Below are 19,588 nucleotides of genomic sequence, written 5' to 3'. Positions count from 1 at the left end.
CTAGGCCTCTTACTCCAATTAAAATAAACGTAAAATATCATTCCAGGTAACTGCTAACATCAAAACCATCAAGAAGAGCGCCCCTATCAAGTTAATCATGCCTTCTGTTTTGGCACTGAGCGGTTTGCCTCTTAGTGCTTCCAAAATATTCAAGAAAGCTTTTCCTCCGTCCAAAGCTGGCAAAGGAAGCAAGTTTACAATGCCTAAGTTCACAGTCAGATAAGCTAACAGGGTGATGATCGCAGAAAATCCCACATCAACAGTTGTCTTCGTGGCTTGATACATATACACAGGGCCCCCTAAATTATTCAAGTTAAAACCTTGTGTGATCATCTTCCAGATAGCGCCTAACATACCGGCAATCAAGGCTCCTGTTGCTGTAAAACCATAGGCGATCTTCTTGAAGAAGCCGCCCTCTTTGTAGCGCATAAAGCCGATTTTTCCGACCTTTTGACCGTCTTTTGTCTCGGTCGTTCCTGTAGTGACTGGGTAGTGCGCAACTTGTCCTTCCCGTTCCACCTTAAAGTCCAAGGATTCTTCGGGATGTTTGGCAATGATGGCTTGCATCTCCATAAAGTTCTCTACCGATTGACCGTTAACTGCCAATATCTTATCACCCTTCTTCAAGCCTTGACTAGCAGCTGGGGAATCTTCCAGGGCCTCACCTAATCGGGCTTCATTGGAATAGACGCCTCCATTTAAGAAAGCTAACAAGATAAACACCAGAATCCCTAAGATAAAGTTATTGACCGGCCCCATAATATTGGTAATCCAACGATTGAACAAAGAAGCCGACTGGAATTGCCGTTCTTGGGGCGCTAGATGGAAGCTGTGTCCATTCACTTCTTCAATTAAGGCATCCGGGAGCACTTCATAACGTTCCGGATCTGTCTGCCCTGTCGGAATCCCTTCAAGGAATAAATCCTTATTCAAATCAAAGTCCATCACCTCTAGCGGCAACCCCTTAAAGTCACTTTCTCCTTCTCCTAAAGTAATGGCCTTCACCTTATCTTCTTCATCCAATTGAACAAGGACCATCATACCTTTTTCAATGAGGTCTTCAAATTCATCCCGACCAGCCATCCGCACGTAACCCCCAACAGGAAGCAAACGTAAGGTATAAACTGTTTCTTTGCCTTTGAATTGGAAGATCTTAGGTCCCATCCCAATCGCAAATTCCCGCACAAAAATACCGGCGCGCTTGGCCATGAAAAAGTGTCCACACTCATGGAAAATAACAATTACACTAAAAATCAGTAAGAATACTATTATTGCTTTCATTCATTCGTTCCCTTCTTAGAAGAATAAGGCTAAAAAATAATGAAACACGGGTAAAACGACCAACATGGAATCAAACCGGTCTAACAAGCCACCGTGTCCTGGAAGTAAATTTCCAGAATCCTTCACACTAAAGTGCCGCTTAATCGAAGACTCAATCAAGTCCCCAAACTGTCCACACAAGGAGAGGATCACCGTCAAAAGGATCGCTTGCAAGAAGGACAAGCTGCCCTTAAAGACAACATATTCCAACAAGCAAGTGAAGACTAAGGCACCTCCAATACCGCCTAGTGCCCCCTCAATGGTTTTATTAGGAGAGATCTTTGGCGCTAATTTATTCTTGCCCCACTTGATACCTGTAATATAAGCACAAGAATCATTCACCCAAATAATTCCCATAATGTACAGCAGAATCGGCAAACCCAAGTCCCTCGTCATAATCAGATAATGATAGCCTATTCCTACATAGAGAGAGGCAATGGAGAGGGTACACAACTTGAGGAAGGTGAGCTTCTGTGGGAAATAAACCATGAGGACAAAAAGGCCAATGACCCCCACATAAAAAGCATCAATCGGTTGAAGGGGCCAAGCGATTCCTAAAGACCCACTCCGCGGCAAATAGATACTGAGCATCATCAAAAAAGCCAAAATTCCCTCAAAAGAGAACCAACGAATCTTCATCATTCTCAAAAATTCCCACAGCGAGAGCGTAGCTACCACTAAAATAAAGGCGGTCATTGGCCAGCCTCCCACTGCCATAAAGGGAATAAACAAAAGTAATCCCAGAATCGCTGTTCGTGTTCGTTTCTTCACGCTTTTCCTCCTTCTACTAACTCAAACCGCCATACCGACGATTTCTTTCCTGATAGGCTGCCAAACAATCTAAAAAAGTTTCTTCATCAAAATCAGGCCATTTCACTGACGTAAAGTACATCTCAGCATAGGCGAGTTGCCACAACAAAAAGTTCGACAGGCGAACTTCCCCGCTGGAGCGAATCAAGAGATCCGGATCTGCAAATTCCCTCAGACAGGCTGTCTTCAAGTGGGCAGATAAGGTCGTTTCATCCACCTGATCGAGAGTCAACTTGCCGTCCCGCACCTCTTGGCAGATCTCTTTCGTTGCTTGAACGATCTCATCTCTTCCTCCATAATTAAAAGCAATATTCAAGATCAAGCCGGTATTATTTTGAGTCGTTTGAATCACTTGTTTAATGGTATGTTTGGTATAGATAGGGATATGTTCTTCCTTCCCCATGATTTGAACTTTGACATTATTCGCCATTAATTCTGGCAACAATTCATCTTGAAGTAGGCCAGGTAATTGCATAATATAGGCCACTTCTGACTTGGGACGTTTCCAATTCTCCGTAGAAAAAGCATAGACAGTGACGACTTTTATCTGGAGCTTAGCAGCAGCGACCACTACCCGCTTAATAGCTCTCAGACCTTCCCGATGCCCTGCTGTCCGCTTTAATCCTCTCTCCTTAGCCCAGCGTCCGTTTCCATCCATAATAATCGCCACATGGTTAGGAATCTCGCCATTGGGATTAAATCGAGCTGTTTCGGTCATTTTTTCCCCTCACTTTACGTCATACATGACTATAATCAATACTTATTCAATTGTACTGTTAGTGAGGGTAAATTGTAAACAATAAACCTCAAAAAAAGAGAAATCTTAAAGGATATCCTTCTTTTTTTACGCCTTAGGTCCTGAAGAAGTCTTCAATCCTCCAATCATCCCTCAAAAAGCAAAAAAAGAGTGCCAACTCTCGTCAGCACTCTCAGATTTCTTAGTCTTTTAAAATTTCTTTTTCTTTCGACTTGGCTAATTTTTCTAAGTTAGCCGTAGAATCATCGGTTAATTTTTGGATGTCTTTTTCCATACGGCGGGCATCATCTTCAGTGATCTCCCCATCCTTCTCAGCAGCCTTCACATGTTCGTTAGCATCCCGTCGAATATTGCGGACAGCCACCTTGGCATCCTCCAAACAACGTCCCACTTGCTTGGAAAGCTCTTGGCGGCGTTCGTTGGTCAAGGCCGGAATCACTAAGCGGATCTTATCCCCATCATTTGTTGGGGCAATCCCAATATCAGACATTTGTAAGGCCTTGTCGATATTGGTAAGGGCGGTCTTGTCGTAAGGTGTAATCAAAAGCATCCGCGCTTCAGGAATCGTGATGGAAGCAATTTGATTGAGGGGAGTTTCTACTCCGTAATACTCCACATTCACGCCATTCAACAAGCTCGCATTGGCTACGCCTGCTCGAATATGCGCTAATTCCCCTTGCAAAGATTGCTCGCTCTTCTGCATCCGTGTTTTGGTTTCTTGTAATAAGTTATCAATCGTCATATTCTCATCCCTTTACTGTTGTCCCAATATGTTCTCCTGCCACTACTCGTCGAATATTTCCTGGTTCATTGAGATTGAAGACGACGATCGGAATATCATTATCCATACTCAAAGAAGAAGCCGTGGAATCCATCACTTGTAAGCCCTGAGTGATCACATCGGTATGGGTGAGTTCCTCATATTTTTCAGCTTCTTTATCAATATTTGGATCAGCAGAATAGACCCCATCTACACCATTTTTGGCCATTAAGATCACGTCTGCTTCAATTTCAGCCGCTCTAAGAGCCGCTGCCGTATCCGTTGAGAAGTAAGGGTTCCCTGTTCCTCCTGCGAAGATAACAACCCGATTCTTTTCCAAATGTCTAATAGCCCGACGGCGAATATAAGGTTCCGCAATTTCACGCATTTCGATAGAGGTCTGTACACGAGTAGGCACGCCTTGATTTTCCAAAGCATCCTGTAAGCCTAAAGCATTCATAATAGTGGCTAGCATTCCCATATAGTCTGCTTGAGCGCGCTCCATACCGATTTCTTCACCGGTTTTGCCGCGCCAGATATTGCCACCACCACATACCACAGCGATTTGAACCCCCATCGCATAAACTTCTTTTAATTCTTGAGCGATGGTCTTCATAGTTTTAGGATCAATTCCAAAACCTGTTTCTCCTGCTAGAGCTTCTCCACTAACCTTTAGCACTACGCGTTGATATTTATTCGTCATGACTCTCTCCTCATTCTCTAATAAAAAGGTTGGGGAAGACCCAACCCTTATTGTACCGTCCGTCTCCCCTAAAGGGTGACTTCTTATTTCATTTGACTAGCTACTTCAGCAGCAAAGTCTTCTTCTTTACGTTCAATTCCTTCCCCTACTGCAAACCGACGGAAGTCTACAACAGAAGCATTTTCTTTGTCTAATAATTCTTTAACAGTCATGGAGTCATCTAATAAGTAGTCTTGGTCATACAAACAGATTTCTGCGAAGAATTTACGCATACGGCCGTCCACCATTTTTTCGATGATCTTTTCAGGTTTGCCTTCGTTTTTAGCTTGTTCTGTCAAAACTTCACGTTCGTGGTCACGACGGGCTTGATCAACATCTTCTTCACTCACGAATTCAGGAGCAATCCCAGACACATGCAAAGCTAAGTTCAAAGCTAATTGAGGATCAGTGGTGTTTGCTAAAACTAAAGTAGCAATCTTGCCGCCCATGTGAACGTATTGACCAAAGGATTGATCATCTGTCTTTTCATAAACTTTGAAACGACGTAAAGCAATCTTTTCCCCAATAACAGCAATCTTTTGATTGATATAATCTGTCAAAGAAACGCCTTCTACTTCCATTTGTGCAGCTTCTTCGTCAGTTTGAGGTTTTGCCTTTAAGAGCGCGTGACCAATAGTTTCTACTAAGTTGGTGAATTTTTCGTTCTTAGCAGCGAAGTCTGTTTCAGCGTTCACTTCCAAAACAACCGCTGTATTGCCGTCTACATAAACCTTAGCAAGCCCTTCAGCAGCAATACGGTCAGCCTTCTTAGCAGCTTTCATTTGGCCGGATTCACGAAGGAAGTCCACAGCCTTGTCCATGTCGCCATCGGTAGCTTCCAAAGCTTTCTTAGCATCCATCATCCCAACGCCTGTTTGATCACGTAATTCTTTGACTAATTTTGCACTGATTGCCATTCTCTTATTCCTCCTAGAATAAAGTTTACACTTCAAATCTTTCAAAAAAATAGCTATCTCATAAGTAAAAGCTACTTGAAGCTTCAGTTACCTAAGAAGATAGCTATCTACTCTATTATATCTTACTATTTTTAAATCTTAACTGCAATAGTTAAGCGATTATTCTTCGTTTTCGCTTGCAAATTGTTGAGCAACTTTTTCAAGATCTTCGTCGGTTGCAAGTTCTTGATCGTCAGCTTCTTCGTCTTCCCCATGATTTCCTTCGATAACAGCGTCTGCTAAACGGCTAGCAATCAAACGAATGGCACGGATAGCGTCATCGTTAGAAGGAATGACATAATCGATGTCATCTGGGTCACAGTTGGTGTCAACCATAGCGATGATAGGAATATTTAACTTCTTAGCTTCCTTAACAGCGATTTCTTCCTTGCGTGGGTCAACCACGAAGATAGCATCAGGAATAGCAGGCATATCTGCCATACCACCTAAGTTGTCTACTAATTTTTGACGTTCTTTGGTTAATTCAGAAACTTCTTTCTTAGGTAAAACATCGAAAGTGCCGTCTGCTTCCATTTGGTCGATGTCACGCATACGTTGAATAGATTTTTGGATGGTGTTCCAGTTGGTTAACAAACCACCTAACCAACGATGGTTAACGTAGTATTGGCCACAACGAATAGCTTCTTCTTCAACCGCTTGTTGAGCTTGTTTCTTGGTCCCTACAAATAAGATGTTCCCACCTTCTGCAGCGATGTCACGGATGAAGTCATAAGCTTCGTCAATCAACTTAACGGTTTGTTGTAGGTCGATAACGTAGATTCCGTTCCGTTCTGTGAAAATGTAACGATCCATCTTAGGATTCCAACGACGTGTTTGGTGACCGAAGTGGACACCAGCTTCTAATAATTGTTTCATGCTTACTTGAGCCATGTAAATACCTCCATTTGGTTTTATTTTCCTCCGTTGCTTCTAAAAGGCGCTACTCATCTGAGCACCCGGCGTCTTCATCCACAACGTGTGAAATAGGTGTGTTCAAACACACTTTATTAGAATACTACACTTTCCTCCAAGAAGCAAGTTCCTTTATTCCTCCACTACAAAAAAAGAGGACCTCTGCCCTCTTCTCGTTTAGAATTTGTAGATAAAATTAAGCGGTCTCCACAGATAGAATTTCAACCGTAAATTGTCCGCCTGGGGTTTCAATATCCACCTTTTCGCCCACTTGATGACCAATGATGGCCTTGGCGATAGGAGATTCATTCGAGATACGTCCACCGAACGGATCAGCTTCTGCTTTTCCGACGATTTCATAGGTTTCTGCTTCTCCGTCAGGAAGTTCGATAAACTTCACCCGTTTACCAATAGAAACCGTATCTTCACCCGCTGCAGAAGGATCGATGATTTCAGCATAACGAATCATGTGCTCCAACTTAGCAATTTGTCCTTCTAAGGCCGATTGTTCATTCTTAGCGGATTCATATTCTGAGTTTTCGGATAAGTCCCCGAACCCTCGAGCAATCTTGATTCTTTCGATAATTTCTGGACGACGACGGACCTTCAAATCTTCTAATTCAGCTTCTAATCTTTTTTTACCTTCTTCAGTCATTGGAAAGGTTTCTTGTGTCATTTCACATTCTCCTAACAGTTTCATAAATATAACAAGATACTATCACGATGTCGTGAAATATGCAATCGCTTTATTTTAAATTTTTTGTTCCAATTTTTTAATGATTATATTTTGCGTTGTCTTCACTGACATGTTCCTTCACTAAGGCTTCATGCTCTTCATAGGTTTTGGAATAGTAGACTTTCTTCGTATCTAAGTTCGCCACAAAGAAGAAATAATCATTCTTCTTAGGAGAAAGAGCGGCCCGAATACTTGACTCGCTCGGACTATTGAAAGGTCCTGGGCCTAGTCCCTTATTGGTGTAGAGATTATAAGGCGAATCAATTTGCGTATCTGCCTCCGTCACATAAGCCAAATGCGCTTTATGCGCATAAAGTAAGGTCACATCCGACTGAAGCGGCATCCCTGCTTCTAAACGATTATAGAAAACCCCAGATACCATCTGCCGGTCCTCATCAGAAGAGGCCTCTCGCTCAATAATCGAAGCCAAAGTCAAGATCTGATGCCAAGTCAAATCCTGTCCCTGGAAAGTAGACGCATACTTTTGACGGATCTTCTCACTCTCTTGAAGCATCTTGTCCACCAAAGTCTTCAAGCTATCTGTCGGCTTTACTTCATAAGTTGCCGGGAAAAGATAGCCCTCCAACTGATAACGAACGTCTTGATTATTCTTCACACCCGATAAGAGTTTGGGATACTTAGCGACACATTCCTGAACAAAATCAGGATCTGTCAGTTGATCCATAACATCCTGCTTAGAGAGGTTGAAATAAGCGGCCATTGCCTCTGCCATCTGTTCAAGCGTCTGCCCCTCTTTCAACAACAAGACATTCACCTTCACGTGCTTCTTGTCTTGCAAATCATTCAAAGCCTTGTCAAAACCTGACGCTGTCGTCAACTGGTAGGTGCCTGCCTGAATAGGAGAATGTTTCACCACCCGCATGTAGATCTTGAACAAATCCCCACTAAAAACCACGCCCTCTTTGTCTAAGATATAAGCAATTTGATCACTCGTCGCCCCAGTAGGAATCTCTACCTTCACGTCTTTCTTCGCGCCCGTTCCTCCCGACTTCATCAAGAAAGCCATCAATAAAGCAAAGACCACCACCACGAGGGTTAAGGTAAAGATCAAGCTTTTCACTAAACGCCTTGAGAAACTTGAAGATTTCTTTGCTCTTCGACTTTGGTTATTTTTTACTTTTTTAGATTTCTTTAGCACGTCACTTCTCCGTTTCAAACGAATATCGCTTCTTTCCCTTCTTCTTGAAATTCTCTTTTCAAAGAAGAACTACACCCTCTTAATATAGCAACTTTTTAACTGAGAGGTCCTTTTATCATCTAATATCAAAGAAAATGTAATCGTTTCGAAACAATTTATAACCTAATGCTAATATTTTTCCACTCCTCCTATGATTGAAAATTTCCTCCCTCACTCGTCCGCCCACTTCCTCTTCAAAGATCAAAAAAGGGCTGAGCACTTCGCTCAACCCTTTGTCTTCTTCTGATAGTGAGTGTGGCTTTTAGAGCCAACTTCACTTCTTCAGAAAATTATTCTCTTTTCTTGCTTGGAATCATGAACAGACCGGAAGCGGACATCAAGGGTAAGCCAAGAATTGAGGAAGGTGGCTTCTCCCCCTGTAGCTGGCAACTTCTTAGTAGTTGCCTTTTTGGCGGAAGCGTCATGTCCATTCACTCTCTCTGTGCTGTTTTTGGTAGTTTGGACTGATTTCTTTGTAAGCGACGATTTCTTGCCTTTATTTTCAACGGGAGCCCCTTTAGCTGTTGGAGTTTCTTGTGGTGTTTTCTTCTCTTCGTCCTTTGTTTCGGGAATGAAGCAAGTGAAATCTCCGGTAGATTGTGTAGGCTGTTTAGGTTTTGGCTTAACTGTCTCTGATTGAGGCTTAGGAGGTATTTTCTCAGGGTTCACCGTGACTTGAACCGTCACTTTGTGACCTTAGCGATAACTTCGTCTGCTGTCGTTGGTTGACCAAAGTCTTGGATGATTGACCCAGCTGTTGGGGTGTACTTCTCTTTTTCTGGCACTGCCACAATGATCTTTGCTGTCGCATCATCAGTTGTGACTTTTGTTTGGCCGTCCTTAGCTACCTCATCAATAGTCGCAATCGGTGTCATGGCGTAAGTCACTTCATACGTTTAAGCCGCTGCACTTAAAGGAATAAATCCGTCCACTTTATAATCGTAAGAGTCATCCCACTCACCCCGTTTGTGGATGTCATAGGTTAATGCTAGGCCATCCATTTGCCCTTTTTCGGTTACATTTGCCGACTGGTCTCATCTTTCTCTATATAGTTGGTATAACCGACAAATATCCCTTGCTTGTTCTCTTTCACACCCACTCTTTCGTGATTCTTGATTTGTATCGTGTAGCTAAAGGTATCGCCCCGATAAACAGTCAGTTCAGGAACAGGTGTCTTATCTTTTTTGTTGATTTGCTTCCAGTCTGTTTGGGGACTATAAAATTGCATTTGAGGAAGCTCGGCCCATTTTTGTTTAACAAGCTCAGTGAGTGAGAGCGTTTCTTTAGTGCCATCCGCATAAGTGACTACCACATGATTGGCTTAATCGAATTCTACGGTTGCACCTGGATTAGCTTTGCTTACTTGATCAAGAATACTTTTTTTCTCATTTTCAGTGAGTTCGTTAAAGTTATAAACTTCTCCACAATTTGGCTTTACCAGCTTATGTTGTTTTGAAGGAGTGGGTTTGGATTCACCTAGTTGACTAGCTTCTGGCCCATTATTCTTAGCCTTATCTGTTGTCCTTTCAGCCCCTTTCTGAGAAGAATGGCCTTCTGCTTGAACTGAAGCTGGAGCTTTTTCAGTTTGGATTTTCTCCTTTTTTACTGGCTTAGCGCTTTCTTTTGTTGTCTTCTCTACTGGTAGCGTTTCCACTGAAATTTGAGCTGCTGAAACGAGATTCGATGACCCAGCAAACAAAAATAGGGACGCGATGGCCACACTCGCAACTCCAAAACTAAATTTTCGAATAGAATAGCGGGGAATCTTCTCTCCGCCTAATGACGATGCAGATTTTCTTTGACTACTCATCTTAAAATTCCTTCTTTCACATATTGACAATTATTCATAATTTTTCTCAAAGAATAATACATCGGTTTCAAAAAATTCATATGCCTTGAAAATAACTATTTATTTTTTAGAGTGCTATATCTCTCAATAAAAAAATCCCTGCGGCTAAAACCACAGGGATAGAAATTTTTCTTATTTTTATTCTTCTTCGTCGTCTGCTTGGAAGGTATTGAAGACTTCTTCAATCATGTCCCACTCTTCTTCTGTCTCGACAGGATAGAGGGTGCCTTCGCCGGACGTTTCGCTTTCCTTGTATTCATAAGCTTCTACGCTCAACTCTTCCTCTTCACCATCTGGATACACAAGAATGTAGGCTTTGCCATAGTCTTCCGATTCAAAAGTGAACAGCACATGATAGAGGGTCTCGTTGCCTTCTTCATCTGTTAATGTAATATGATCATCTATATCTTTAATCATAAAAACTCCTTCATCATCATGCGATAGAGCCGCTATCATCGGGCGAAAAGCGAGTGCAATTAGTTGAGCTTGCCCGCATTCGCATCGAGGTAAGTTTGTAAGATCAGAACAGCCGCTAACTTATCAATGACCTTTTTGCGTTTCTTGCGGCTGAGATCAGCCTTTTCAATCAGGAAGCGCTCGGATTGTTGTGTCGTTAAGCGCTCGTCTTGATAGACAACAGGCAAGTGGAAACGATCTTCTACTAGCTTGCCGTAGTAGCGAGAAGCTTCGACACGTGGGCCTTCGGTATTATTCATATTCTTCGGTAGTCCAATCACCACACGTTCGATATGATATTCCTCTAACCACTTCTCTAAGCGATCTAAACCATATTCCCCAGCTTCTTCATCGATCAGAATGGTTTCAATGCCTTGAGCTGTCCAGCAAAAAGGATCCGAAACCGCCACACCTACTGTTTTAGAGCCTACATCTAATCCAATAATCCGCATGCCTTATTCACGCCCTGTTTGTTTCATGTAGTGAGCAACTAATTCTTCTAGAATTTCATCACGTTCATGGTAACGAATAAGATTTCTCGCTTGGTTATGCCGCGGAATATAAGCAGGATCTCCAGATAACAAATATCCTACGATTTGATTGATGGGTTGATAGCCCTTTTCAACCAAAGCGTCATACACGATCTCCAGCGTTTCTTGAACATTTTTTTCTTTGCTTTCATCAAAACGGAAAAGAACGGTTTCATCTTTTACACTCATAATTGGCACCTCCAGCAATCATTTCTTATATTGTAACTGAAAAGTGAATCCTCAACAAGTATTTTCTATAGGAAAACTAGGAGACTTGAATAAGGCTTCCATTTTTCAGATCTGCCCCCTAAGAAAGAGGCCCTTGTCAGCAAGGATCCTCTTTCCAATGTTGGGGGGAATTTTCCCTCAGTAGTTCTTAAAAATTTAGGCCAGTAAGGTCTTTACTTGAGCGAGTGCGTCTGGAATACCTGCTGGGTTCTTCCCACCGGCTTGGGCCATGTCTGGACGGCCACCGCCACCACCGCCAACAGTTGGTGCGAGTTGCTTGATGAGGTCCCCAGCTTTGAGGCCAGCTTTAATGGCGTCTTCTTTGACTGCTACGAGCAAGTTAGCTTTGCCTTGGTTAGAGGTGGCCAAAACAAGGACTTGTGAATAATCGGCTTGTTTCCATTCATCACTAATCTTTCTGAGGTCGTCCATGGTTTTCCCGTCGAGGGCTTCTGCAATATAGGTGTACTTCCCAGAATTTTGAATATGACTAAAAATTTGAGAAGCGGCGGCTTGATTGGCCTTGGCATGAAGAGATTCGATCTCTGATTCGAGGGATTTTCGCTCTTGATCGAGTTGTTCTAAGCGGTGAGCGATCTCTTCTGGTTTCTTGACTTTCACGCTTTGAGCAACTTGGTCTAGGAGTTCGCTTTGCCCTGTGCTGTATTCATAAGCTGCTCGAGAAGTATAAGCTTCGATCCGACGAATCCCAGAGCCGATCCCTGATTCTGAGATAATCTTGAAGCTGCCGATGAAACCGGTATTCGCCACGTGTGTGCCCCCGCAAAGTTCCATGGACCAATTATCGATGTTGATGACGCGGATTTTATCGTGGAGTTTGAGATATTTTTCTCCGAATAAGGCGATCGCGCCATGTTCTTTGGCTTCTTTGAGGGTAGTGTGGATTACTTCAACTGGAATTTGTTCCCAGATTTTTTCATTGACCCGACATTCGATTTCAGCGAGTTGTTCTGGGGTCACTTGACCGAAGTAATTGAAGTCAAAGCGGAGATAGTGGTCATCAAGAAGGGAGCCGGCTTGGTTGACTTGAGAACCGAGGACATCCTTCAAGACTTGATGCAAGAGGTGCGTAGCGGTGTGGTTATTACGGATCAAGCGACGACGCGCACTGTCTACAGCGAGATGGATCTTTTGTCCAACTTTGAGTGGTTTGAAAGTTTCAACGGTATGGAGATTTTGATCATTTGGCGCATGCTGGGTATCTACGATCTTCCCTAAGAGTTCGCCATTTTCATCATAGACGAGTCCCTTATCTCCGACTTGTCCGCCGCGTTCCCCGTAGAATGGGGTCTTGTCCGCCATGAAGTAAGCCGTCGTCCCTGCCTTGACTTCGCTGACTTCTTCCTCTTCATGAACAATCACAGTGACTACAGCGTCTGTCTCGTCTTCTTGGTAACCGGTAAATTCAGAAGGCGTCTCGATATCGCTGAGAACCGTCGATTGAACGTGAAGGCCACCGATGTCCTTACGAGCGGCACGAGCGCGTTGCCTTTGTTCTTCCATAGCTTGTTTAAAGCCTTCTGTATCGACAGTAAAGCCTGCTTCTGAGAGGCATTCTTCCGTTAATTCTAACGGGAAGCCGTAAGTATCGTAGAGCTTGAAAGCTTCTTCTCCTGCTAAAACGGTAGCCTGTTGGTCTTTGAGCTGGTTGATAGCTTCTGTAATGATCGCTTCACCGTCTGCGATGGTTTCTTGGAAGCGGGTTTCTTCCTTATCGATCACCGTTTGGATGAGGTCTTGTTTTTCGGTGACTTGTGGGTAGTGTTTGTTCATCTTTTGAGCAACGATCGGCACAAGTTTAGCGAGGAAGTTGCCTTTAACCCCGAGCCTGCGTCCGTACATCACGCTACGACGGATTAAACGACGAAGGATGTAACCTCTCCCTTCATTGGAAGGTAAAGCATTATCCCCGATTGCGAAGCTGACTGCCCGCACATGGTCTGCGATCACTTTCATTGCGGTATCGACTTCTTTGCTTTCGCCATAGTGGTGGTTGTCAGAGAGTTCTTCCACCGCATGAATCAGAGGCATCAAGAGGTCCGTTTCAAAGTTAGTTGGGGTTTCTTGGAGAACACTGGCGATCCGTTCCAATCCCATCCCAGTATCCACGTTATGTTGTTTCAATGGCACATATTCCCCGTTTGGTAAATGGTTGAATTCAGAGAAGACAATGTTCCAAATTTCAAGATAGCGTTCGTTCTCGCCACCAGGGAACATTTCTGGATCATCATCGGGAATATCTTGATATTCCTTGCCCCGATCGAAGAAGATTTCGGTATCTGGACCACATGGACCAGCGCCTAAGTCCCAGAAGTTGTCCTTCAAAGGTATAAAGTGATCGTCAGATAGTCCCGTCACTTTTGCCCATAATTGGTGAGTCAAGTCGTCTTCTGGATAGTAGGTCATGTAGAGAAGGTTAGGATCCAAGCCTAGCCACTTCTCCTCAGAGAGAAATTCCCAAGCCCAAGGAATAATTTCCTTTTTGAAGTAGTCTCCAACGGACCAGTTTCCCAACATTTCGAAGAAGGTTTGGTGACGTGCGGTCACCCCTACATTTTCAATATCATTGGTCCGAATACATTTTTGTGAGTTAGCAATCCGTGGGTTTTCTGGGACTTCTGAACCGTCCAAGTATTTCTTGAGGGCGGCTACCCCAGAGTTCATCCAAAGTAAAGTAGGGTCATTATCTGGGACGAGTGAGGCACTCGGATAAATGTCATGCCCTTTTTCCCGCCAAAAGTCCATCCACATTTGTCGAATTTGTTCACCGGTGAGTTGTTTCATTATGATTCCTCCTCTAAATAAAAAAAGCACTAGTCATTATAAGGAGGGCGCCACGGCACGGTACCACCTCCATTATAATATCTAGTGCGACATTATTTCTTCATTCATGCTTGATAACGCGAGCGCGACGAATTTTCATTCGTATCTTCGAAAAGGGAGCATTCTTATCCGTGGAGGCTTTCACCTTTTCCTCCTCGCTAAAGGGGGATAACAATATGTTCTTTTCTAAGAGAGGACCTATGATCTCCTCTCACGCTGTCTCATTTTATACCCTTTATCAGGGGATTGTCAATTCTTTTTTCCTGGAATAAGTGGAATAGAAAGTTTCAACTAATCAATATAAGTCCCCGGTCGCTCACTGAACCAAGAGTACATCCAACCGATCAGTAAGCCTCCACCAACATAATTGCCGAGAAAAGTGAACACGTAATTTTTAGCGACGGAGAGAAGCGTCATTCCTTCTACGGGACCTCCATTAGCAAAGAAAGCCATCGGGAAAGAAACAAAGTTCGCAATCACGTGCTCGAAGCCGCAGAAGGCAAAGATAAAGATAATAAAAATGATCGACCAGACTCTGCCATCTGCATTCTTCATACGGGTAGTTGCCACTAGAGAAGTCGCTACGATAATATTTGCGAAGATCCCCTCAATGAAGATCGTCCAAGCAGATTTCGTAAATTTAGCAGAAACCGCTGTAAATAAAAAATGATCACTGGGTAAATTTTGATAGATAGCTGACTGACTAAAAATAAAGGCGCAAATAATACCTCCTATTAAGTTAAAGAGAACGCAAGTCATCAAGATACTGAGCGCTTTCTTCAAGGGAAGATACTTCTTATGAACAGCTACCGTCATAAACAACATATTGGCCGTTCCTAATTCCACATGCATATAAACAATCATCACCAAGGTCCAGGCAAAGAAGAAAGCAAAAAGAAATTTCCCAGAGCCTGGTAAGACTTGATTGCCTAACTGAGCAGTCATCATCGCTATTGTCGTTCCAAAGGCCAAATACATGGCGGCATAAATACTTCTTACTACATATCGCCAATAGCTAGACTCGTATAAGGTAGCTTTTTGCTCAATATTATCATAAAACATCGGCGCCAGTGTGCCTTCTTCTGGTCGCTCTCCATTTAAATATTGCATAATATCATCTCTTTCCTATATCTAAAATAAAAATAATAAAATTTTTAAATGAATTTCTTTTTCTATCTTAGCATGAATGTGAATCTTTTGGAAGCGGTAACATTACTAATATTAAAGCTTTTTAGTTGAATATTTCACATGTTATAAGGACTAAGCCCTTCCATGCCAATAAGCGGGTCCACCTCTCCCTTGAGAACCATCTCAGGGGTGAGCCAAGTGACAGACGATTTAGAGAGAGTGCCTTCAACAGGAGTTCCTTCTTCTTCCCCTTCTTCTCCTTTAACCAGAAGAACAGGAAGAAGTTCTTCCTCAGCGACGAGCTTCTCTAAAAGTCCCGTCTGCCGCTTGAAGGACTCTGTTTGAATTGCGCAAGCAAAGGCCTTCTCTTCCCCACAGAGGATCAGTGATTTTTTCGCACGTGTAATCGCTGTATAGAGGAGATTCCGCTGGAGCATCCGTCGGTATTGTCCGAGTAAAGGCAAGATCACAATAGAAAATTCGGAGCCTTGTGCCTTGTGAATAGATGTGCAATAAGCTAAAGTTAACTTCTTAAAATCTGTCCGTAGATAAGTCACTTCGTGGTCATCAAAGTTCACCACTAACTCATCGGTCTCGCTATCCGTTTCATTGGCGTAGAAGATACCCGTAATTTCTCCGATATCACCATTGAAAATATTTTTTTCGGGCTGGTTTTGTAATTGGAGGACCTTATCTCCGACACGGAAAGTCTGTTCAAAAAAGCTCACTTCCCTTTTCTGACCGTCCGAGTTCGGATTTAATTGTTCTTGGAGGGAGGTGTTGAGCTGGTCAATCCCTGCTTGTCCCCGATACATAGGAGCTAAGACCTGGACGGACTTCTTAGGGTAGCCTTTAGCAATGGCACGTTGAGCGACCTGAGCCACAAAATCCGCCATTTGGTAATAAGAGACCTGGAAGAAAGACCGGTCCGGTTGATTCTGTGTGAGGTCTTTAGGGACTTTTCCTTGTTTAATCGTATGTGCCAAGAGAGAAATCGTCGACCGACTATCTTGGCGATAGATCTGATCCAGCTCATAGGAAACGACTCTCTGACTAGCTAATAGATCTGCCAAAACTTGCCCTGGTCCAACAGAAGGCAGCTGATCTTGATCCCCTACCAGAATAACCTGCATGGTGTTGGGAACTTGATCTAAGAGCTGGTAAAAGAGCCAAGTATCCACCATAGACATTTCATCGACAATCAATAAGTCTCCTTCAATACTCATCCCATAACTGGATTCACTGACTTGGCTTTCGTCTTCTTCTCCTGTTAGCCCTAACAAGCGATGAATGGTCGAAGCAGGGAGGTTCGTCGTTTCGCTCATTCGCTTAGCGGCACGTCCCGTCGGCGCAGCGAGATGAATAGGGAATTCTCCATAATCGTAAGCATCCGGATCCAAAGATAAGTCATGTAAGCGGGCATAACAATCAATCAAGCCTTTGAGAACCGTTGTTTTTCCTGTCCCAGGTCCTCCAGTTAAGATAAAGACTTTAGAACTTAAAGCCAGTTTGAGGGCTTCCTTTTGAGCAGGACCATAATGGATACCTAACTTTTCCTCACTTTTCTGGATCTCTTGGTCAAAATTCCAATCTTTTGCTTCTAACTTAGGACCCGAATTCTGTAATTGAGTCAACCGTCTGACAATCCCTTTTTCCGCAAAGGATAGGCTCGGCAAACTGAAGAAGTCCCCCTCTTGAATCAAGCTCCCAATGTCTACAAGGTCACTGAGCGTATCCTCTAACTTCTGAGCTTCAATGTCAGAAGAGAAGGTCCCTTTCTTCAATATTTGTTCCGTTTCTTCTAATAAGACGTTTTTTGCTATCTTGGTGTCTCCACTGCCGTAACACAAGCTTTCCAAACAAAAAGCTAAAGCTGCCGTTAATCGTCTGGGATCATCCCTCTCAAAATCTAAGCGCTGGGCTAATTGATCGGCCTTCTGGAAGCCGAACCCTTGAAGCTCTTTGACTAAGAGATAAGGATTGTCTTCAACTACTTCGGCGGATTCTTCCCCATACTTGGCGTAAATCTTGGCTGCTAGTTGATTGGATAAGCCCAGTTCTGCTAATTTCAAGAAAACTTGCTGGTCGCCTTGATTTTCTTTAATTTTTTCTTTGATAAGAGTGCGCTTCGTTTTCGTGAGCCCCTTGACTTGGTCGAGCTGATCAGGATCATTCAGAATAACCGTCAAAGCGTTCATTCCTAAGATCTCTACGATCCTTTCCGCTAGAACTTTCCCAATTCCTGGAAAAGCTTCACTGGAAAAGTAGCGAATCAGGCCTTCTTTGCTGGTGACTTGCTTCTGTTCGTAGCGCGTCATCTGGAACTGAACGCCATAGCGGTCGTGGTCGACTAAGTGTCCATAAAACTGGTAAGTCGTGCCTTCTTGAAGACTTATAAAAGTTCCCGTCACGACGATGTGCTTCTCTGAATAGAGGGTATTGGTTTCATCAATTCGGATACGTACCACCCGATAATAGTTATCAGGATTGCTATAAAAAGTCGCCTCTACTTCTCCTACAAAGTATTCTTCTTCCTGCATTCTCCTTAGCCTCCCTTTCTTCAAAGCCATTTCTTGTTTTTCTTCTTCACAAGAAAAAGCCCCGGCCGATGAGGGTCAGGGTTCTTCTCCCAACTTGTTCTTATTGATATTGGCGCTTTTCTTCTCCTTTATAAGCCGCATCGATGGTAGCGCCCCCTAAGCAGCGCTTTCCTTGGTAAAAGACCACCGATTGGCCAGGGGTAATCGCCCGAACAGGTTCTTTAAAGATTACCTTGAGGCGATCCTCTTCTAGGAAGTGAACCGTCACTTCAACATCCTTTTGCCGGTAGCGGAACTTGGCTGTACAGGAGAAGTCTTCTCTTGGGAAATCTTCCTGGTTGAAAGAAATATCACTCGCTAACAGATAGTCGGCATAGAGATAAGGATGGTGATAGCCTTGGCCCACATAGAGTTCGTTTTTTGCTTGGTTCTTGCCAATGACAAACCAAGGTTCATTCAAGCTCCCCTTGGTGCCGCCAATTCCTAAGCCCTTTCGTTGACCAATGGTGTAGTACATCAAGCCTTGGTGTTGTCCCATGACTTCCCCATCGAGCGTCTTCATCTGTCCAGGCTGGGCAGGCAAGTAATGAGAAAGGAATTGGTTAAAGTTCCGCTCACCAATGAAGCACACCCCCGTCGAATCTTTCTTATGAGCCGTTGCTAGATGATGTTCTTCTGCAATCTTTCGAACTTCAGCCTTCTGCAAGTGTCCAATCGGAAAAATCACCCGTTGAAGCTGAGACTGGGTCAATTGATTGAGGAAGTAAGTCTGATCCTTGTTGGCATCTGCCCCTCTTAAGAGCTCCACTTGACCATCTTCTCTGCGCCGAACTTGCGCATAGTGCCCCATGGCAATATAGTCTGCCCCTAGCTCCATGGCATAGTCCAAAAAGGCCTTAAATTTGATCTCTTTGTTGCACATCACGTCCGGATTGGGCGTTCGATCTTTGCGATATTCTTCTAAGAAATATTCAAATACTCGGTTCCAATATTCTTTCTCGAAGTTAACGGAATAATAGGGAATTCCAATCTGACTTGCCACCGCTTGGACGTCTTTATAATCTTCCGTTGCGGTGCAAACCCCTTGGTCATCCGTTTCATCCCAGTTCTTCATAAAGAGACCGATCACCTCATAGCCGGCTTCTTTCAAGAGAAGGGCAGATACCGAAGAGTCTACGCCACCACTCATGCCTAAAACAACACGCGTTTTTTTATTTTCATTCACAACACCACCATCTTTCTTAGACAAAATTTACGATTGAAGGTCGTATGTTTTGCTGTGATTTCCTAAGTTCTAATCTTATCGATCCTCGTCTTATTTATCAAGTCCTAATTTGATTAGGTCGTTGAAAGGGGACTATCCCTTCTCAATTGAACTTTCTTGGTCAGGCAGGCCTAGTCTGTAACTTCTTGAAGGACGTGTCTTTCTTCCATATCTTTAAAAATAAAATCGAGCTGGGCAGCTATGCCTTCCATGCCTTTGCTATGGTAAACGTCTAAAGCAACCAATCCCATTTGGTTGGTAACAGTCATTTGGAGCTTATGGACGTCTTGATCCACCGCCATTTTAAGGTAGACCCCCTTTTGATCGGTAATTGCCGCTTTGACTAATTGATTGTATTCAAAATTGCCCTTTTTGGTGACCAAGAAGCCATAATCTCTCAAGGTAAATGCCTTACATTCTGGATGGACCCGATAACGTCTGGGACTTCCCTTTAATTGTGCTGTTGCTTGAAATGCCATATACTTTCTCTCCCTTATTTGTTTTTCATATTGAAGTTGGACGTGTTCACACCGTTTGGCTTTGCCTCATGACAGAGGG

The 19,588-nt window shown here is 43.4% G+C and carries 21 protein-coding genes; all 21 read right to left on the bottom strand.

What is annotated here, in order from left to right:
• Positions 1–18 precede the first annotated feature (18 nt).
• The 21 genes from rseP to AWM71_RS06890 all read right to left on the bottom strand — a co-directional run bounded on the left by rseP (position 19) and on the right by AWM71_RS06890 (position 19,509).
• Complete coding sequence (gene rseP, locus AWM71_RS06990) at positions 19–1,281, bottom strand: RIP metalloprotease RseP (protein WP_060777277.1); 1,263 nt, start codon at positions 1,279–1,281, stop codon at positions 19–21.
• 15 nt (positions 1,282–1,296) lie between these two features.
• Positions 1,297–2,091: a phosphatidate cytidylyltransferase gene (locus AWM71_RS06985; protein ID WP_060777276.1), complete on the bottom strand. Its 795-nt coding sequence runs from the start codon at positions 2,089–2,091 to the stop codon at positions 1,297–1,299.
• 16 nt (positions 2,092–2,107) lie between these two features.
• A complete protein-coding gene (locus AWM71_RS06980) occupies positions 2,108–2,848 on the bottom strand; it encodes an isoprenyl transferase (RefSeq protein ID WP_060777275.1) in 741 nt (246 codons plus the stop codon).
• A gap of 220 nt (positions 2,849–3,068) precedes the next feature.
• A complete protein-coding gene (gene frr / locus AWM71_RS06975; RefSeq protein ID WP_060777274.1) occupies positions 3,069–3,629 on the bottom strand; it encodes a ribosome recycling factor in 561 nt (186 codons plus the stop codon).
• A 4-nt stretch (positions 3,630–3,633) separates the two neighbouring features.
• Positions 3,634–4,350, bottom strand: a complete 717-nt coding sequence (gene pyrH / locus AWM71_RS06970) for a UMP kinase (protein ID WP_060777273.1) — start codon at positions 4,348–4,350, stop codon at positions 3,634–3,636.
• Between the two features lie 83 nt (positions 4,351–4,433).
• Entirely contained in the window at positions 4,434–5,306 is an 873-nt protein-coding gene (gene tsf, locus AWM71_RS06965) for a translation elongation factor Ts (protein ID WP_060777272.1), read from the bottom strand.
• A gap of 159 nt (positions 5,307–5,465) precedes the next feature.
• On the bottom strand, positions 5,466–6,236 hold the full coding sequence (gene rpsB / locus AWM71_RS06960) for a 30S ribosomal protein S2 (protein ID WP_060777271.1): 771 nt from the start codon (positions 6,234–6,236) through the stop codon (positions 5,466–5,468).
• Positions 6,237–6,453: 217 nt separating this feature from the next.
• Positions 6,454–6,933: a transcription elongation factor GreA gene (gene greA / locus AWM71_RS06955; RefSeq protein WP_060777270.1), complete on the bottom strand. Its 480-nt coding sequence runs from the start codon at positions 6,931–6,933 to the stop codon at positions 6,454–6,456.
• Between the two features lie 97 nt (positions 6,934–7,030).
• The gene (gene mltG, locus AWM71_RS06950; protein ID WP_236701121.1) at positions 7,031–8,152 is read right to left on the bottom strand and encodes an endolytic transglycosylase MltG; all 1,122 of its coding nucleotides are present in this window, start codon (positions 8,150–8,152) and stop codon (positions 7,031–7,033) included.
• 321 nt (positions 8,153–8,473) lie between these two features.
• Positions 8,474–8,878, bottom strand: coding sequence for a hypothetical protein (locus AWM71_RS06945; RefSeq protein WP_060777269.1), 405 nt, complete (start codon positions 8,876–8,878; stop codon positions 8,474–8,476).
• Positions 8,875–9,066 (bottom strand): hypothetical protein, encoded by a 192-nt coding sequence (locus tag AWM71_RS06940; RefSeq protein WP_060777268.1) that lies wholly within the window; start codon positions 9,064–9,066, stop codon positions 8,875–8,877. The genes AWM71_RS06945 and AWM71_RS06940 overlap by 4 nt, the downstream gene beginning before the upstream one ends.
• A 140-nt stretch (positions 9,067–9,206) precedes the next feature.
• Positions 9,207–9,503 (bottom strand): hypothetical protein, encoded by a 297-nt coding sequence (locus AWM71_RS06935; RefSeq protein WP_060777267.1) that lies wholly within the window; start codon positions 9,501–9,503, stop codon positions 9,207–9,209.
• Between the two features lie 9 nt (positions 9,504–9,512).
• Positions 9,513–10,001, bottom strand: a complete 489-nt coding sequence (locus tag AWM71_RS06930; RefSeq protein WP_060777266.1) for a YSIRK-type signal peptide-containing protein — start codon at positions 9,999–10,001, stop codon at positions 9,513–9,515.
• 177 nt (positions 10,002–10,178) lie between these two features.
• Complete coding sequence (locus tag AWM71_RS06925; RefSeq protein WP_101660169.1) at positions 10,179–10,457, bottom strand: DUF1292 domain-containing protein; 279 nt, start codon at positions 10,455–10,457, stop codon at positions 10,179–10,181.
• Between the two features lie 59 nt (positions 10,458–10,516).
• The gene (gene ruvX / locus AWM71_RS06920; protein ID WP_060777264.1) at positions 10,517–10,948 is read right to left on the bottom strand and encodes a Holliday junction resolvase RuvX; all 432 of its coding nucleotides are present in this window, start codon (positions 10,946–10,948) and stop codon (positions 10,517–10,519) included.
• A 3-nt stretch (positions 10,949–10,951) separates the two neighbouring features.
• Positions 10,952–11,215, bottom strand: coding sequence for an IreB family regulatory phosphoprotein (locus tag AWM71_RS06915; RefSeq protein WP_060777263.1), 264 nt, complete (start codon positions 11,213–11,215; stop codon positions 10,952–10,954).
• A gap of 195 nt (positions 11,216–11,410) precedes the next feature.
• A complete protein-coding gene (alaS, locus tag AWM71_RS06910) occupies positions 11,411–14,059 on the bottom strand; it encodes an alanine--tRNA ligase (RefSeq protein WP_060777262.1) in 2,649 nt (882 codons plus the stop codon).
• 330 nt (positions 14,060–14,389) lie between these two features.
• Complete coding sequence (locus AWM71_RS06905) at positions 14,390–15,208, bottom strand: formate/nitrite transporter family protein (RefSeq protein ID WP_060777261.1); 819 nt, start codon at positions 15,206–15,208, stop codon at positions 14,390–14,392.
• Positions 15,209–15,342: 134 nt separating this feature from the next.
• A complete protein-coding gene (gene recD2 / locus AWM71_RS06900; protein ID WP_144428643.1) occupies positions 15,343–17,766 on the bottom strand; it encodes an SF1B family DNA helicase RecD2 in 2,424 nt (807 codons plus the stop codon).
• 100 nt (positions 17,767–17,866) lie between these two features.
• The gene (gene mnmA / locus AWM71_RS06895; RefSeq protein WP_060777481.1) at positions 17,867–18,991 is read right to left on the bottom strand and encodes a tRNA 2-thiouridine(34) synthase MnmA; all 1,125 of its coding nucleotides are present in this window, start codon (positions 18,989–18,991) and stop codon (positions 17,867–17,869) included.
• A gap of 170 nt (positions 18,992–19,161) precedes the next feature.
• A complete protein-coding gene (locus tag AWM71_RS06890) occupies positions 19,162–19,509 on the bottom strand; it encodes a hypothetical protein (protein WP_060777259.1) in 348 nt (115 codons plus the stop codon).
• Positions 19,510–19,588: the final 79 nt, after the last annotated feature.

The organism is Aerococcus christensenii (genome assembly GCF_001543105.1).
Taxonomy (GTDB): domain Bacteria; phylum Bacillota; class Bacilli; order Lactobacillales; family Aerococcaceae; genus Aerococcus; species Aerococcus christensenii.
Note: the sequence above shows the minus strand (reverse complement) of the source record. Positions and strands in the feature narration are given on the sequence as shown.

Coding starts and splice junctions, on each gene's coding strand:
- rseP (WP_060777277.1), bottom strand. CDS start 1,281: ATGAAAGCAATAATAGTATTCTTACTGATTTTTAGTGTAATTGTTATT.
- AWM71_RS06980 (WP_060777275.1), bottom strand. CDS start 2,848: ATGACCGAAACAGCTCGATTTAATCCCAATGGCGAGATTCCTAACCAT.
- frr (WP_060777274.1), bottom strand. CDS start 3,629: ATGACGATTGATAACTTATTACAAGAAACCAAAACACGGATGCAGAAG.
- pyrH (WP_060777273.1), bottom strand. CDS start 4,350: ATGACGAATAAATATCAACGCGTAGTGCTAAAGGTTAGTGGAGAAGCT.
- tsf (WP_060777272.1), bottom strand. CDS start 5,306: ATGGCAATCAGTGCAAAATTAGTCAAAGAATTACGTGATCAAACAGGC.
- rpsB (WP_060777271.1), bottom strand. CDS start 6,236: ATGGCTCAAGTAAGCATGAAACAATTATTAGAAGCTGGTGTCCACTTC.
- greA (WP_060777270.1), bottom strand. CDS start 6,933: ATGACACAAGAAACCTTTCCAATGACTGAAGAAGGTAAAAAAAGATTA.
- AWM71_RS06940 (WP_060777268.1), bottom strand. CDS start 9,066: ATGACACCGATTGCGACTATTGATGAGGTAGCTAAGGACGGCCAAACA.
- AWM71_RS06930 (WP_060777266.1), bottom strand. CDS start 10,001: ATGAGTAGTCAAAGAAAATCTGCATCGTCATTAGGCGGAGAGAAGATT.
- AWM71_RS06925 (WP_101660169.1), bottom strand. CDS start 10,457: ATGATTAAAGATATAGATGATCATATTACATTAACAGATGAAGAAGGC.
- ruvX (WP_060777264.1), bottom strand. CDS start 10,948: ATGCGGATTATTGGATTAGATGTAGGCTCTAAAACAGTAGGTGTGGCG.
- AWM71_RS06915 (WP_060777263.1), bottom strand. CDS start 11,215: ATGAGTGTAAAAGATGAAACCGTTCTTTTCCGTTTTGATGAAAGCAAA.
- alaS (WP_060777262.1), bottom strand. CDS start 14,059: ATGAAACAACTCACCGGTGAACAAATTCGACAAATGTGGATGGACTTT.
- AWM71_RS06905 (WP_060777261.1), bottom strand. CDS start 15,208: ATGCAATATTTAAATGGAGAGCGACCAGAAGAAGGCACACTGGCGCCG.
- recD2 (WP_144428643.1), bottom strand. CDS start 17,766: ATGCAGGAAGAAGAATACTTTGTAGGAGAAGTAGAGGCGACTTTTTAT.
- AWM71_RS06890 (WP_060777259.1), bottom strand. CDS start 19,509: ATGGCATTTCAAGCAACAGCACAATTAAAGGGAAGTCCCAGACGTTAT.